Here is a 15,640-nt window from a genome sequence, read left to right on the forward strand (position 1 = left end):
TGCCGCCGCTTGACCGCGGCGTGGTATCGTCGGCTTGAGTGATTCGGGATCGCGCATGACTGAGACGGCCGATGATCTGAGCGCCCCGCTCGGACAGGATACGCCGCGCCGGAAACGCCGGCTGCGGCTGCCGTTCACCTTCATGCAGGCCTTGGCCGTCCTGCTCGGCCTGTTCCTGGTGACCTTTGCCGGCTTCGCCATCTTCAACAAGGATCCGCTCGGCGGCGAGCCGATGACGCGGATCGCGATCCGCGATCCGAAAGCCAGCGACGACAAGCCTGCGCCGGCCACCGCTAGCCAAGAAAACAAACACGAGAGCAAGCACGAGACCAAGGAGGCACCGAAGCAGGCCCCGGGCGAGCAGAAGACCGTCACCATGATCGACGGCTCCACCGGCACACGCCACGACGTGGTGATCGGCGGTGGCGACGACGCGGGCGACAAGGGCGCGGCGTCCGCCCCGCCGCCCGTCATGGCCGGGATCGACCAGAAGCTCTTGGAGAAATCGCGCTACGGCATGATTCCGGTCGTTGCTGACGGAGTGAAACCGTTCAACGTCTATGCGGCGGATGCCGACCGCGCCAAGGCCGCCAAGATGCCGGTGGTCGCGATCGTGATCGGTGGCCTCGGCGTCGGCGCGGCCAAGACCACCGATGCGATCATGAAGCTGCCGTCGGCGGTGACGTTGGCTTTCACGCCCTATGGTTCAGATCCCGGCAAGCTCGCCGAACGCGCGCGCGCGCAGCGCCACGAGATATTCCTGCAGATCCCGATGGAGCCCTACGACTTTCCCGACAATGACCCGGGGCCGCAGACCCTGCTGACTTCGCTTAGCCAGGACCAGAATCTCGACCGCCTGTATTGGCATCTGAGCCGGATGCAGGGCTATGCCGGCATCACCAATTTCATGGGCGCGCGATTCGTCGCGACGGACGCGGCGATGCAGCCGATCATCCGCGAGGCGGCCAAGCGCGGGCTCGGGTTCTTCGACGACGGCTCCTCGCCGCGCAGCATCGCGCCCCAGGCTGCAGCCGGCCAGTCGATGCCGTTCGGCAAGGGCGATATCGCCCTCGACGCGGTGCCGACCCCGACCGAGATCGACCGCGCCCTGAACAAGCTCGAATCGGTCGCGCGCGAGCGCGGCATCGCCGTCGGCACCGCCTCGGCGCTTCCGGTCTCGATCGAGCGGATCGGCGCCTGGATCAAGACGCTGGGCGACCGGGGTATCCTTTTGGTGCCATTGACAACCGCGATGCTGAAATCAAAATCCAGCTAAATCAATCAATTGGTTCGGCGCGGGTCTTGGCGGTCCGGCATGCCTGCCGGCAGAATGCGAGAGGTTTGGCGGAATGGCACGTTACGAGGATCTGCCCTACCGAACCTGCGTCGGTGTGATGTTGATCAACAAGAATGGGCTGGTTTTCATCGGCCGCCGCGCAGGCGGCATCGAGCATGTCGACGAGGGACATGTCTGGCAGATGCCGCAAGGCGGCGTCGATCCCGGCGAGGACACCTGGGAAGCCGCCAAGCGCGAGCTCTATGAGGAGACCAGCGTGCGCTCGGTGGAGCGGCTCGGCGAGGTTCCGGACTGGCTGATCTACGATATTCCGCGCACGGTCGCCGGCCGCGCCTGGAAGGGACGCTACCGCGGCCAGCGCCAGAAATGGTACGCGGTGCGCTTCACCGGCAAGGACAGCGAGATCAACGTCGAACATCCCGGCGGTGGCGGCCACAAGGCGGAGTTCGTGACCTGGCGCTGGGAGCCGATGAAGAACCTTCCCGGGCTGATCATCCCGTTCAAGCGCCCGGTCTACGAGCGCGTGGTGAAGGAATTTTCCGCGCTGGCGGATGAGTGATCGGCTTACCGGTCGCCGCGCTCTCGCTTGTCATCCCCGCCTTGTGCGCAATTGCGCACTGGCACGGGGATCCATAACCCCAGGGCGAAGTCGTGCGGCAGGTATCGACCACGAGGTTTCAACCAACGACCGCCTGTGGTTATGGATTCCGAGCTCGCGCTCCGCGCGCCCCGGAATGACGACAAGGGATCTGCAAGTGACCAATCAAAAGCCCTACCGTCCCAACGTCGGGATCGCCCTCTTCAACGCCGATGGCCGCGTGCTGATCGGCCATCGGTTCAAGGGCGATGGCCCCGAGATCATCTTGCCCGGCCTTGACTGGCAGATGCCGCAGGGCGGCGTCGACGAAGGCGAGAACCTGCGCGACGCGGCGCTGCGCGAGCTCTGGGAAGAGACCAGCGTTACCAGCGCCGACTATCTCGGCGAGACCGATTGGTTCACCTACGAATTCCCGCCCTATGACGGGCCTCACACCCACCGGCTGGCGAAATTCCGTGGCCAGCGCCAGAAATGGTTCGCGTTGCGCTTCACCGGACGCGAGGAGGAGATCGATCCGCTGACGCCGCGCAACGGCCAGCCCGCCGAGTTCGACGCGTGGCGCTGGGAGGCTCTGGATCGCGTCGCCGATCTCGTCGTGCCGTTCCGGCGCGAGGTGTATCGCGCGGTCGCGGAGCAGTTCGCAGCGTTCGCAAGATAAGACCGGCGAGTCCGCCGGTGCCACTTCACCTCCCCCGCTTGCGGGGACTTCTGATTGACTCGATGTCATTCCGGGGCGCGACGAAGTCGCGAGCTATGATGCGCAATTGCGCATCAGAGAAATCCATTCATCCACGTACTCTACGGCCCGATGGATTCCGGCTCCCTCGCTCCGCTCGGGCCCCGGAATGACGGAATGGACGGTCGGAGTCACAACGCTAGCCGATAGTTCGTCGGCCCCATCATGAAGGGGCCGATCGCGATGACGTGGCAATCGCTGGCGCGCTTGGCGCAGTCAGCCAGTGCCGCATTGACGGCGGTCTGCTCGTCGGCGGCCTTCAGGCCGAGGCCCGGCCGGCAGGGTGCAACAAAGTTTCAGCGCCCGCCACGGTAGTGACGAGCGCTGATTCTGTTCAGAAATCTCTTGTTCGGCCCCGGAGCGCGGTGCCCCGGGGCTTAGTGCATAGCCGTCGTGTTGAGCTCGTGCTGGATGCTCTTGAAGTGGTCGAGGCGTTCGATCGCCTGGTCCAGTTCGGAGCCCTCCTTCTCCTTCAGGCCCTCTTCCATCTCCGAGATGGTCTCGGCGAACTGGGCGCGGTCGAGCTCGGCCAGCGAGGTCGCGACGTCGGCGAGCACGGTCAGGCGGTTCTCGGAGATTTCGGCGAGACCGCCGAGCACGATGATCTTCTCGTGCTTGCCGCCGGTGGTCACGGTGAGAATGCCTGGACGGATCGCAGCCACGACCGGCGCATGACCCGCCAGCACGCCAAAGTCACCCTCGACGCCGGGGATGTCGACCTGATCGACCTCGCCCGAGAATGCGAGCTTTTCCGGAGAGACGAGATCGAAGTGGAAGGTGGCCATAAGAAACCTGCGAATGGTGAGTAGCGAATAGCGAATGGAGCTGGAGCAGCGAGACTACTCGCTACTCCCTGCTCGCCATTCGCCCTTAGGCCGCTTCCGCAGCCAGCTTCTTGCCCTTCTCGACCGCCTCTTCGATGGTGCCGACCATGTAGAAGGCAGCTTCCGGCAGATGGTCATACTTGCCTTCGCAGAGGCCGCGGAAGCCCTTGATGGTGTCCGCGAGCTCGACGAACTTGCCGGGCGAGCCGGTGAAGATTTCGGCGACGTGGAACGGCTGCGACAGGAAGCGCTCGATCTTGCGGGCGCGGGCCACCGTCAGCTTGTCCTCTTCCGAAAGCTCGTCCATGCCGAGAATGGCGATGATGTCCTGGAGCGACTTGTAGCGCTGGAGCACCTGCTGAACCATGCGGGCGGTCTGGTAGTGCTCCTCACCGACGACGAGCGGCGAGAGCATGCGCGAGGTCGAGTCGAGCGGGTCCACCGCGGGGTAGATGCCCTTTTCCGAGATCGCGCGCGACAGCACGGTGGTGGCGTCCAAGTGCGCGAACGAGGTCGCGGGCGCCGGGTCGGTCAAGTCGTCGGCCGGCACGTAGATGGCCTGCACCGAGGTGATCGAGCCCTTGTTGGTGGTGGTGATGCGCTCCTGCAGCGCGCCCATGTCGGTGGCGAGCGTCGGCTGGTAACCCACCGCCGAAGGAATGCGGCCGAGCAGCGCCGACACTTCCGAGCCCGCCTGGGTGAAGCGGAAGATGTTGTCGACGAAGAACAGCACGTCCTGGCCCTGGTCGCGGAAGTGCTCGGCGACGGTGAGACCCGTGAGGCCGACGCGGGCGCGGGCGCCCGGCGGCTCGTTCATCTGGCCGAACACCAGCGCGCACTTCGACTTCACGCTCGGATCCGGATTGTGCGGATCGGCGTTGACCTTGGACTCGATGAACTCGTGATAGAGGTCGTTGCCCTCGCGGGTACGCTCGCCGACGCCGGCGAACACGGAGTAACCACCGTGCGCCTTCGCGACGTTGTTGATCAGCTCCTGGATCAGCACGGTCTTGCCGACGCCGGCGCCGCCGAACAGGCCGATCTTGCCACCCTTCGCGTACGGAGCAAGAAGATCGACGACCTTGATGCCGGTGACGAGAATCTCGGCTTCGGTCGACTGGTCGGTATAGGTCGGCGCTTCCTGGTGGATGGCGCGCAGGCCTTCGGACTTGATCGGACCGGCTTCGTCGATCGGCTCGCCGATGACGTTCATGATGCGGCCCAGCGTGCCGTCACCCACGGGAACCGAGATCGGCTTGCCGGTGTCGGTAACTTCCTGGCCGCGCACCAGACCTTCGGTGGCATCCATCGCGATCGTGCGGACGGTCGACTCGCCGAGGTGCTGCGCGACTTCCAGCACCAGGCGGTTGTTGCCGTTCTTGGTCTCCAGCGAGTTGAGAATGGCCGGCAGGTGGCCTTCGAACTGCACGTCGACGACGGCGCCCATGACCTGGGTAACGCGACCGATCTGGTTGGCTGCTGTAGCCATTTACTGTCTCCTTCGATCCGAATTTCGCTTCCGGTCAGACTGCTTCTGCGCCGGAGATGATTTCGATGAGTTCCTTGGTGATCTGGGCCTGACGCGTGCGGTTGTAGACCAGCGTCTGCTTGCGGATCATTTCACCGGCGTTGCGCGTCGCGTTGTCCATCGCGCTCATCTGCGCACCGTAGAACGAGGCATTGTTCTCCAGCAGCGCGCGGAAGATCTGGACCGCGAGGTTGCGCGGCAAGAGGCGGGTGAGGATCTCGTCCTCCTCCGGCTCGTATTCGTAAGACGTCGTGCTGGCGACAGCGCCCTCCTCGACGACCAGCGGAATGATCTGCTGGGCGGTCGGGATCTGCGCGATCACCGAGCGGAAGCGCGAATAGAACAGCGTGCAGACGTCGAACTCGCCGGCATCGAATCGGGCCAGTACCTTCTTGGCGATGTCCTCGGCGTTGACGAAGCCGAGCTGGCGGACGCTGCGCAGATCGATGTGCTCGACGATCTGCTTTTCGAACTGGCGGCGGAGCTGCTCATAGCCCTTGCGGCCGACGCAGAAGAATTTGACCTCCTTGCCCTCGTTCATCAGCGCCAGCGCGCGCTCGCGCGCCAGACGAACGATCGAGGAGTTGAAGGCGCCGGACAGGCCGCGCTCGCCGGTGCAGACCAGCAGCAGATGCACCTGATCCCTGCCGGTGCCGGCCAGAAGCGCCGGCGCGCCGGGCGAACCCACGGCCGCGCTCGCAATATTGCCGATCACCGCGCTCATCTTGTCGGCATAGGGACGAGCAGCTTCGGCGGCGCTCTGCGCGCGGCGCAGTTTCGAGGCCGCGACCATCTGCATCGCCTTGGTGATCTTTTGCGTCGCCTTGGTGGAGGCGATGCGGACCCGCATGTCTTTAAGTGACGCCATTCTTCGTTCACCCCGGCGATCTGGTCTTTTGACCCGACCGCAACCCTATCCATTCGTCATGCCCGGCCTTGTGCCGGGCATCCACGTCTCGTCTTCCACGCAGTGCTGCGTGGATGGCCGGGACATCAAGTGCGAAGACGCGCTTCGCGCTTTCGCCCGGCCATGACGGCCCTGTTAAGCGAAGGTCTTGGCGAAGCCCTCGACCGCCGACTTCAGCTTGGCAGCGGTGTCGTCGGACAGATCGCGGCTGTCGCGGATCGCGTTGAGGATATCGACGTTCTTGCCGCGCAGGAGCGACAGCAGACCGTCCTCGAACGCCTTGATCTTGTTGAGCGGAAGCGGATCGAGATAGCCGTTGGTGCCGGCCCAGATCACGCAGACCTGCTCTTCCATCTTCAGCGGCGCGAACTGCGGCTGCTTCAGAAGCTCGGTCAGGCGCGAGCCGCGGTTGAGCAGGCGCTGGGTCGAGGCGTCGAGGTCGGAGCCGAACTGCGCGAAGGCCGCCATTTCGCGGTACTGCGCGAGCTCGCCCTTGATCTTGCCGGCGACCTTCTTGGTGGCCTTGGTCTGCGCCGAGGAGCCGACGCGCGACACCGACAGACCGACGTTCACGGCGGGACGGATGCCCTGGAAGAACAGATCGGTCTCCAGGAAGATCTGGCCGTCGGTGATCGAGATGACGTTGGTCGGGATGTAGGCCGACACGTCGTTGGCCTGGGTTTCGATGACCGGCAGCGCCGTCAGCGAGCCCGAACCCTGGTCCTTGTTGAGCTTCGCGGCGCGCTCGAGCAGGCGGGAGTGCAGATAGAACACGTCGCCCGGATAGGCTTCGCGCCCCGGCGGACGGCGCAGCAACAGCGACATCTGGCGGTAGGCGACGGCCTGCTTGGACAAGTCGTCATAGATGATGACCGCGTGCATGCCGTTGTCGCGGAAGTACTCGCCCATGGTGCAGCCGGTGAACGGGGCGATGTACTGCATCGGCGCCGGATCCGAAGCGGTCGCAGCGACGACGATCGAGTATTCCAGCGCGCCCTGCTCTTCCAGCACCTTCACGAACTGGGCGACGGTCGAACGCTTCTGGCCGATCGCGACGTAGACGCAATACAGCTTGATGTTCTCGTCGGGCTGCGCGTTGAGCGGCTTCTGATTCAGGATAGTGTCGAGCGCGATCGCGGTCTTGCCGGTCTGACGGTCGCCGATGATCAGCTCGCGCTGGCCACGGCCGATCGGGATCAAGGCGTCGATCGCCTTGAGGCCGGTCGCCATCGGCTCACTCACCGACTTGCGCGGAATGATGCCGGGCGCCTTGACGTCGACGCGCATACGCTTGTCGGCCTGGATCGGCCCCTTGCCGTCGATCGGATTGCCGAGCGCGTCGACGACGCGGCCGAGCAGGCCCTTGCCGACCGGCGCGTCCACGATGGCGCGGGTGCGCTTGACGGTCTGGCCTTCCTTGATCTCGCGGTCGGCACCGAAAATAACGACGCCGACGTTGTCGGTTTCGAGGTTCAGCGCCATGCCGCGGGTGCCGTTCTCGAACTCGACCATTTCACCGGCCTGGACGTTGTCCAGACCGTAGACGCGGGCGATACCGTCACCAACGGACAGCACCTGCCCGACTTCGGAGACTTCAGCTTCCTGGCCGAAATTTTTGATCTGGTCCTTGAGGATCGCGGAAATTTCCGCGGCGCGGATGTCCATCAGCCTGCCTCTTTCATCGCGTGCTTGATCGAATTGAGTTTGGTGCGAAGTGAACCATCAACCATGCGGCTGCCCAGCTTGACCACGAGGCCGCCGATGATCGATGGATCGACTTTCACGTTCAGCGCGACGTCCTTGCCGGTCACCGACTTCAGGGCAACCTTGAGGGCGTCGAGATTCTTGTCCGAGAGAGCTTCCGCCACGGTGACGTCGGCCGTCGTCTCGCCTTTGAACTTGGCGACGAGGCCGCGATAGGCACGAATGACGTCGGCCACCGCGAACAGGCGGCGGTTGGCGGTCAGCACCTTGAGGAAATTGGCGGAAATGCCTGCGATCCCGGCCTTGTCCAGCACGGCCGACAGCGCCTTGGACTGGGCCTCGGCGGCGAAGACCGGGCTGCGGACGAGGCGCTTCAGATCAGCACTCTCATTCAGCAAGGCCTCAAACCTGTCGAGATCGGCCTTGACCTCATCGACCACGTTCTGGTCGCGAGCCAGTTCAAACAATGCCGTTGCATAACGGCCGGACACACCTGAAACGGACGTATCTTCTGCAGCCACAGACGCGCTCTTTTAGCTGTCAAATTCGCAAGGGAAAAACCGTCGCCACGAAGCGGCGCCTAGCGATCCAAGCCCTTGGAATTCAAGCGGGACTTCGATTTTCGACCGGCACAGGAAGTGCCGGGTTCGGTAAAATCGCGGCTTTGCTAGCATGGCAGGCGCGCAGGTGCAACATGACGCCAAATTAAAGGCACTGCCTTCCTTCGCCAGTTCGTCGCACGTCACGATGCCGCGACCCCGACCTGCCACAGCACGGAATCGATGACGGCCCTGGCGCAGCCACAGCCCGTTTCGTTCCTGCCCTCAGCGCATAGCCGCCATGAACACGGCTCGCAGAGCCGTGAATCTACGGTTCCTCGCTTCACTCGCCGAATACTTATCCAATTCTAAACGTCGGGAGCAATGACTTCGTTTTACAGTATTTGTAAGTATTGATGAGGTTAATTAATCGTTAAAGCCGAAGATTACGGAACATTCCTCGAATATCGGTTCGAGTAACAAGATGTTTCAATCGCACGTATAGCGGAACTACTGCCCAATTCACGCCGCATTGCGAAACGAAACGCCAAACCGCTCACAGAGTGACGGGGGCTCCACTGGCCACATATGTGGCAATACTAGCGCAGGGATCACTAAATGCTGTCATTGAAGACGCTGGGGTACGTAACCCGGCCGAACACGGCGATTGCTTTCGTCGCCGCAACTCTCCTCATCGGTGGAACTGCCACCGAGGCATCCGCCAAATCCAGGCATCACCGCTACCACCACCATCATCGCCACGACGCTCAGGCCGAGACCAATTCGGAGTGGCGCAATGCCAACGCGTCGATGAACCCGACGTCCGGCACGGGGCACAGCTTCGCCGGCATGGCTTCGTTCTACGGCAACGAGTCCGGCAGCCGGACCGCCTCGGGCCAGCGCTTCAACCAGAACGCCATGACCGCGGCGCACCGTTCGCTGCCGTTCGGCACCAAGCTGCGCGTGACCCATGGCGGCCGCAGCGTCATCGTCACCATCAATGACCGCGGCCCGTTCATTCGCGGCCGTGTCCTCGACCTCTCCACGGGCGCCGCCCGCGCCATCGGCCTCACGGGTGCCGGCGTCGGCCGCGTCACCGCTGAAGTCGTCTCCTAAAGGCGCACGACCAGCGCCTCTCATCACAAGCGCAACACTCGTCACCGTTCGCAAGGACGTGAGCCGCTTGATGCGCTCGTGAACAAGCCCGCCGCCTTGGGGGACGGCGGGCTTTTTATTGCGCCCGTCATTGCGAGGAACGCAGCGACGAGGCTATCCAGACTGTCACCGCGGAAAGATTCTGGATTGCTTCGCTTCGCTCGCAATGACGGGGATAGGGCCTGTCTCTACAAAAAGCTCTGCGGATCGACGTCGACCTCGAGCTTCAAATTGCCCTTCGGCTTCGGGCTGACGGCGAGCCAGTTGCGCAAATAGTCGGACAGGTCGAAACCGCGCGCCGACTTCACCAGGATGCGGAAGCGGTAGCGGCCCTTGATCACGGCGAGCGGGGCTTCCGCAGGCCCCAAGACCTGCACGCGCTCGTCGCGCGGCGCGAGCGCAACCAGCCTGCGCCCAAAGCCTTCGGCGCTCGGGCGATCGCCTGCGGAAATGATCAGGCTCGCGAGCCGTCCGAACGGCGGATAGAGCGTGCGCTCGCGCAGCTCGATCTCGCTATCGTAGAAGGCCTCGCGGTCGCAGGCGATCAGCGCCTTCATCACGGGATGGTCGGGCTGGTGGGTCTGGAGATAGCCGACGCCGCGGCCCTGCTCGCGCCCGGCGCGGCCGATCACCTGGTTGAGCAATTGCCAGGTGCGCTCCGCCGCGCGCGGATCGCCATTGCTGAGGCCCAGATCCGCATCGACCACGCCGACCAGATTGAGCCGCGGGAAATTATGACCCTTGGCGACGAGCTGCGTCCCGATGATGATGTCGACACGCCCCTCCGCGATCTCGGCAAGTTCGGATCGCATCGTCTCGATCGAGGTGATGAGATCGCTCGACAGCACCATGGTGCGCGCCTCCGGGAACAGCGCGGCCGCCTCCTCCTGCAAGCGCTCGACGCCGGGCCCAACTGCGACCAGCGATTCTTCCGCCGAACAGTTCGGACAGATATGCGGGCGCGGCATCGAGAAGCCGCAGTGATGACAGACGAGCCGCTGGCGGAAGCGATGATCGACCAGCCAGGCGTCGCAGATGGTGCAGGCGAAGCGGTGGCCGCAGGTGCGGCACAGGGTCAGCGGCGCATAACCGCGGCGATTGAGGAACAGAAGCGCCTGCTCGCGCCGCTCGATCGCGGTCCTGATCTCGCCGGCGAGCCGCGGCGAGATGAAGCGGCCGCGCGCGGGCGGCTCGCGGCGTAGATCGATCGCCTCGATGTGCGGCATGTGCTGGCCGCCGAAGCGCGAGGGCAGCGCGACGCGCTGATAGCGATTCTTGCGGGCGTTGACCTCGGACTCGACCGAGGGTGTCGCGGAGGCCAGCACGATCGGAATCTTTGCGATATGCGCCCGTACCACCGCCATGTCGCGAGCGTGATAGTGCACGCCGTCATCCTGCTTGTAGGCCTGGTCGTGCTCTTCATCGACCACGATCAGCCCGAGATTGGCGTAAGGGAGAAACAGCGCCGAGCGCGCGCCGACCACCACCGGCGCACTTCCTTCGGAGATCGCCGCCCAGTTGCGCGCGCGGGTGCGGGGGGTGAGCTCGGAATGCCATTCCAGCGGGCGCACGCCAAAACGCTGCGCAAAACGATCGAGGAACTGGCCGGTCAGCGCGATCTCCGGCATCAAGATCAGCGATTGCTTGCCGCGCCGGATGGTCTCCGCAACCGCCTCGAAATAGACCTCGGTCTTGCCGGAGCCGGTAACGCCGTCGATGAGCGCGACATGAAACGTGCCGTTCGCGGCGAGTGCGCGCATCGCATCCACTGCGGCACGCTGCAGCGGCGAAAAATCCGGCCGGCCATAGGCCGGATCGGGTGCAGGCGGCGGCGGAGGCGGCGGCATTGGCTCGACCACCAATGTGCCTTCATCGACCAGACCGTCGATCACGCCGGCCGAGACGCCCGCCTCCTTGGCGGCCTCGGACTTGCCGTGCAGCAGCCCGTCCGACAGCACCTCGATCACCCGTCGCCGCGCCGGCGTCAGCCGCTTCGGCGGGTCGCCGATCAGGCGCACGCCGGCACGCACGCGCTCAGGTCCGAGGTTCTCGCCCATGCGCAGGCACATGCGCAGCACCATGCCGCGCGGGCTCAGCGTGTAGTTGGCGACCCAGTCGACCACCGAACGCAACTCGCTCCTGAGCGGCGGCAGATCGAGCTTCTCGCTGACGTCCTTCAGGCGGTTGTGCAGGCGCGGATCGGGATTGGCATTTTCCGCCCAGACCACCGCAAGCACCTCGCGCGGGCCGAGCGGCACGCCGACGAGATCGCCCGCCTTCAGCTCCATGCCGCGCGGCACGCGGTAGGAATAGGTCTGGTCGAGCGCAACTGGCACCAGCACGTCGACCATGCGGGTCGCGCTGGCTGAGGCGGTGCTGTTGCGCGGCGAATGATCCATGAATGGTCTTGAATGGAGATCTTGGACGGAGATCTTGGGTGGAGAATCGGAACTCTGGATCGTCAGGCTAGCGCCGCCGGGCGTCCTTAGCGAACGATAAACGGGTGTGATGCGATATACTGTGCGGAATCATCACGTCCAGAGCCATGAGCAAAGCCGCCGCACCACAGATCGAGCTGCCGAGCGCCGATGCGACGGTCACACGGGAGATGACCCGCTGGCTGTCGCATCTCGGCGCCGAGCGGCGGCTATCGCCGAAGACGCTGGAGGCCTATGCCCGCGACTTGCGTCAGTGCCTGGATTTCCTCTGCACCCATTGGGGCGAACGCGTGACGCTGGCACGCTTTGCCGCGTTAGAGGCAACCGACGTGCGCGCCTTTATGGCGATGCGCCGCGCTGACGATGTGTCCGGCCGATCGCTGATGCGGGCGCTGGCGGGCCTGCGCTCCTTTGGCCGCTTCCTCGAGCGCGAAGGCAAGGGCAAGGTCGGAGCACTATCGGCGATCCGTGCGCCGAAGGTGGCGAAAAGCCTGCCCAAGCCGCTGCCGATGGCGTCGGCAAAACGCCTCGCGGATGCCGACGAGCGCGCCGGCGAGGAGCGCGAGACCTGGATCCTGGTCCGCGACGCCGCGGTGATGGCGCTGCTCTACGGCTCCGGCCTGCGCATCTCCGAGGCGCTGGGCCTGAAGCGCCGCGAGGTACCGCGGCCCGGCGAAGGCGACGTGCTGGTCGTCACCGGCAAGGGCAACAAGACACGCATGGTGCCGGTGCTACAAAACGTGCTGGCGCTGATCGACGAATACGTCGCGATGTGCCCGCATCCGCTGCCCCCCGAAGGCCCGATCTTCGTCGGCGCGCGCGGCGGCCCGCTGAGCCCACGCATCATCCAGCTCGCGATGGAGCGGCTGCGCGGCGCGCTCGGTCTGCCTGACAGCGCGACGCCGCACGCACTCAGACATTCCTTCGCCACGCATCTTCTGTCACGCGGCGGTGACCTGCGCGCAATCCAGGAATTGCTCGGCCATTCCTCGCTCTCGACCACGCAGGTCTATACCGGCATCGATTCCGAGCGTCTGCTCGAAGTCTATGCCAGCGCGCATCCGCGGCGATGAAAGCTGACACGAGGCTGTCATAACGCGCTTGCCCCTTGCGCGGTTCTCGCTGTTCGGTCAATCGTAGCGGGCGACACCAGGAGGGAAATATGAGCGCACATGAAAGCATGGAGCATGCCGAGCACGCCGAACACGCGTCCGGCGAGAACCGGAAGATCGCTCTGCTGATTGCCGTGCTGGCGCTGTTCCTGGCGATCTCGGAGACGCTCGGCAAGGGTGCGCAGACCGAAGCGATCAGCAAGAACGTCGAAGCGGCCAACCTCTGGGCCTTCTTCCAGGCCAAGAGCATTCGACGCACCGTCGTGCAGACCGCGGCCGAGCAGGGCAAGCTCGCGCTGGGATCTGCGACCGACGACGGCATCAAGGCCGCGATCCAGAAGCAGATCGACGACTGGCAGAAGACTGCGGCGCGCTACCGCTCCGAGCCCGAGACCGGCGAAGGCACCGAACAGCTCGCCGAGAAGGCCAAGCACGCCGAGCATGAGCGCGACGAGGCCACGGCGAAATACCACCACTTCGAGCTTGCGTCCGCCGCTTTCCAGATCGGCATCGTGCTGGCCTCGGCCACCATCATCACCGGCATGCTCGCGCTCGCCTATGTCAGCGGCATTCTGACGCTCGCCGGCCTCGTCATGACCGGGCTCGGCCTGTGGTGGCCGCATCTGTTGCATTTGCATTGATGGGTTGAGGCGGCGCGTAAAGCCGTCACATCGACGATGTCATGCCCCGCGAAGGCGGGGCATCCAGTACGCCGCGGCTTCTCGATTCAATCCTCGCTGCCTCTGGAATACTGGATTGCCCGCCCCAGTGCGCAATTGCGCACAAGGCGGGCAATGACCGCGATGTTGATCGTCGCTGCGCTCAGCGCGCTTCGTGAACGCTCTTGCGGAAACGCTGGATCAGGCGGAGCGTGCGGGAGGACCAGCCTTCGCCGTTGCCGGTGATGACGTCCTTGATGCGCTGCTTGATCGGATTGACGAGCTCGGCGGCCTTGGCGCGCAGTTTCAAGACGAGCTCATAGAGCCGCTCGAACCACGGCATCTCCAGAAGCTTGTCGCGCGTCACATCGAAGACGAAGGCCGTGACACCGACGCCGAGCATCTTCGCGAACAGGATGGTGAAGGCAGCACTGAACCAATATTCGTGCGTGAGCAGCCACAGCCCGACCAGCTTGAGCGGAAACAGCGGAATGATCGGCACGGCGAACACGATCAGCGTCATGGCCGGCGACAGCGCATCAACGCGCTCCGTCAGCCATTGCTTGAACCGGGCGAGCGGGATGGCTGCGACAACCCGCGCAACAATCGGCTCGAGATGGTCCCATAGCCAGGCTTCGATCAGGAAGATGATCGCCAGCAGGACCCAGACCGGTTGAAGGAGGCGGCGCAGCATGTGTTGTCCCGCCCGATTCAGCTCGGGGCGTTGCCTACATATGGATGGCCCGCTTGCCGACCGCAAGCGCGGCTTCCTTGATGGCTTCCGACCGGGTCGGATGTGCATGGCAGGTGCGGGCAAGATCTTCCGCGCTACCGCCGAACTCCATGAGAACGGCCGCTTCATGGATCATTTCGCCGGCTTCGCGGCCGACAATGTGCACGCCGAGCACACGATCGGTCCTCGCATCTGCGAGAATCTTCACAAAGCCGTCCGTGGTCTGGTTGACCTTGGAGCGGCCGTTGGCGGTAAAGGGAAACTTCCCGACGGTATAAGCGACGCCCGCCTGCTTCAGCTCCTCCTCGGTCTTGCCGACGGCGGACACTTCCGGCGTGGTATACACGACGCCCGGGATAACGTCGTAGTTCACGTGGCCGGCCTGGCCCGCGAGTATCTCCGCGACAGCAACGCCTTCATCCTCGGCCTTGTGCGCGAGCATCGGACCGGCGACAACGTCGCCGATGGCGTAGACGCCCTTGAGGCTGGTGGCGAAATGCGGGTCGATCTGCACGCGGCCACGATTGTCGAGCGCGACGCCGGCCTCCTTCAGGCCCAGCCCATCCGTGTAGGGCACGCGGCCAATGCAGACGAGAACGACATCGGCCTCGATGGTCTCGGCCGCGCCGCCTGCAGCGGGCTCGATCTTCGCAAGCAGCGCCTTGCCGTTCGCTTCGACGCCGGTGACCTTCGAACCGAGCTTGAATGCAAATCCCTGCTTCTCCAGCATGCGCTGAAACTGCTTCGCGACCTCGCCGTCCATGCCGGGCAGGATGCGATCGAGGAATTCGACGACCATGACTTCGGACCCGAGTCTGCGCCACACCGAGCCGAGCTCAAGCCCGATCACGCCGGCGCCGATGACCAGCAGCCTACCCGGCACCTTCTCCAGCGACAGCGCGCCGGTCGACGACACGATGCGCTTCTCGTCGATCTCGATGCCCTTCAGCCGCGCGATGTCGGACCCGGTGGCGATGACGATGTTCTTGGTCTCGATCACCTGCGACTTGCCGTCGGCGGATACTTCCACCTTGCCGGTGCCGAGGATCTTGCCGGTGCCCTTCAAGACGTCGATCTTGTTTTTCTTCATCAGGAATTCGACGCCCTTGACGTTGCCGTCGATGCCCTGCTGCTTGAAGTTCATCATCGACGGCAGGTCGAGCTTCGGCGCCGGGACCGACACGCCCATCTTGGCAAAGGAATGCCCGGCTTCCTCAAACATCTCGGAGGCGTGCAGCAGCGCCTTGGAGGGCATGCAGCCGACATTGAGGCAGGTGCCGCCGAGGGTGGGGTTCTTTTCCACCACGGCGACTTTCATGCCGAGCTGGCTTGCGCGCACCGCGCAGACATAACCGCCCGGTCCGGTGCCGATGACGACGAGATCGTAGGTAGCCATGAGAGGAAGTCCCG

General features: G+C 64.4%; 14 protein-coding genes. 6 read left to right on the forward strand and 8 right to left on the reverse strand.

Features of this window, described 5'->3' with window-relative positions; translation table 11 throughout:
* The first annotated feature begins 55 nt into the window (after nt 1–55).
* The 3 genes from MTR72_RS12300 (at nt 56) to MTR72_RS12310 (ending at nt 2,553) form a co-directional block, all read left to right on the forward strand.
* Nucleotides 56–1,276, forward strand: a complete 1,221-nt coding sequence (locus MTR72_RS12300; protein ID WP_280967700.1) for a divergent polysaccharide deacetylase family protein — start codon at nt 56–58, stop codon at nt 1,274–1,276.
* A 73-nt stretch (nt 1,277–1,349) separates the two neighbouring features.
* Nucleotides 1,350–1,856 (forward strand): RNA pyrophosphohydrolase, encoded by a 507-nt coding sequence (locus MTR72_RS12305; protein WP_280967699.1) that lies wholly within the window; start codon nt 1,350–1,352, stop codon nt 1,854–1,856.
* Nucleotides 1,857–2,052: 196 nt separating this feature from the next.
* Nucleotides 2,053–2,553: an RNA pyrophosphohydrolase gene (locus MTR72_RS12310; protein WP_280967698.1), complete on the forward strand. Its 501-nt coding sequence runs from the start codon at nt 2,053–2,055 to the stop codon at nt 2,551–2,553.
* Nucleotides 2,554–3,008: 455 nt separating this feature from the next.
* On the opposite strand, the gene MTR72_RS12315 is transcribed toward MTR72_RS12310, so the two are convergent.
* From MTR72_RS12315 to MTR72_RS12335, 5 genes are all read right to left on the reverse strand, one after another.
* On the reverse strand, nt 3,009–3,416 hold the full coding sequence (locus MTR72_RS12315; protein ID WP_280967697.1) for a F0F1 ATP synthase subunit epsilon: 408 nt from the start codon (nt 3,414–3,416) through the stop codon (nt 3,009–3,011).
* Between the two features lie 85 nt (nt 3,417–3,501).
* Complete coding sequence (gene atpD, locus MTR72_RS12320; protein WP_280967696.1) at nt 3,502–4,944, reverse strand: F0F1 ATP synthase subunit beta; 1,443 nt, start codon at nt 4,942–4,944, stop codon at nt 3,502–3,504.
* Between the two features lie 34 nt (nt 4,945–4,978).
* Nucleotides 4,979–5,851, reverse strand: coding sequence for a F0F1 ATP synthase subunit gamma (locus MTR72_RS12325; protein ID WP_280967695.1), 873 nt, complete (start codon nt 5,849–5,851; stop codon nt 4,979–4,981).
* A 174-nt stretch (nt 5,852–6,025) separates the two neighbouring features.
* On the reverse strand, nt 6,026–7,555 hold the full coding sequence (gene atpA / locus MTR72_RS12330) for a F0F1 ATP synthase subunit alpha (RefSeq protein WP_280967694.1): 1,530 nt from the start codon (nt 7,553–7,555) through the stop codon (nt 6,026–6,028).
* The gene (locus MTR72_RS12335) at nt 7,555–8,115 is read right to left on the reverse strand and encodes a F0F1 ATP synthase subunit delta (RefSeq protein ID WP_280967693.1); all 561 of its coding nucleotides are present in this window, start codon (nt 8,113–8,115) and stop codon (nt 7,555–7,557) included. The genes atpA and MTR72_RS12335 overlap by 1 nt, the downstream gene beginning before the upstream one ends.
* Before the next feature lie 636 nt (nt 8,116–8,751).
* On the opposite strand from MTR72_RS12335, the gene MTR72_RS12340 reads away from it, so the two are divergent.
* The gene (locus MTR72_RS12340) at nt 8,752–9,249 is read left to right on the forward strand and encodes a septal ring lytic transglycosylase RlpA family protein (RefSeq protein WP_280967692.1); all 498 of its coding nucleotides are present in this window, start codon (nt 8,752–8,754) and stop codon (nt 9,247–9,249) included.
* Between the two features lie 227 nt (nt 9,250–9,476).
* Here MTR72_RS12340 and MTR72_RS12345 read toward each other — a convergent pair whose 3' ends face one another.
* Nucleotides 9,477–11,687 (reverse strand): primosomal protein N', encoded by a 2,211-nt coding sequence (locus MTR72_RS12345; protein WP_280967691.1) that lies wholly within the window; start codon nt 11,685–11,687, stop codon nt 9,477–9,479.
* Between the two features lie 146 nt (nt 11,688–11,833).
* On the opposite strand from MTR72_RS12345, the gene MTR72_RS12350 reads away from it, so the two are divergent.
* Entirely contained in the window at nt 11,834–12,799 is a 966-nt protein-coding gene (locus tag MTR72_RS12350) for a tyrosine recombinase XerC (RefSeq protein WP_280967690.1), read from the forward strand.
* An 89-nt stretch (nt 12,800–12,888) separates the two neighbouring features.
* Nucleotides 12,889–13,479, forward strand: a complete 591-nt coding sequence (locus MTR72_RS12355; RefSeq protein WP_280967689.1) for a DUF4337 domain-containing protein — start codon at nt 12,889–12,891, stop codon at nt 13,477–13,479.
* A gap of 181 nt (nt 13,480–13,660) precedes the next feature.
* On the opposite strand, the gene MTR72_RS12360 is transcribed toward MTR72_RS12355, so the two are convergent.
* Entirely contained in the window at nt 13,661–14,191 is a 531-nt protein-coding gene (locus MTR72_RS12360; protein WP_280967688.1) for a hypothetical protein, read from the reverse strand.
* A 34-nt stretch (nt 14,192–14,225) separates the two neighbouring features.
* Nucleotides 14,226–15,626, reverse strand: coding sequence for a dihydrolipoyl dehydrogenase (gene lpdA / locus MTR72_RS12365; protein ID WP_280967687.1), 1,401 nt, complete (start codon nt 15,624–15,626; stop codon nt 14,226–14,228).
* Between the last annotated feature and the right edge of the window lie 14 nt (nt 15,627–15,640).

Source organism: Bradyrhizobium sp. ISRA442 (assembly GCF_038085055.1).
GTDB lineage: Bacteria > Pseudomonadota > Alphaproteobacteria > Rhizobiales > Xanthobacteraceae > Bradyrhizobium.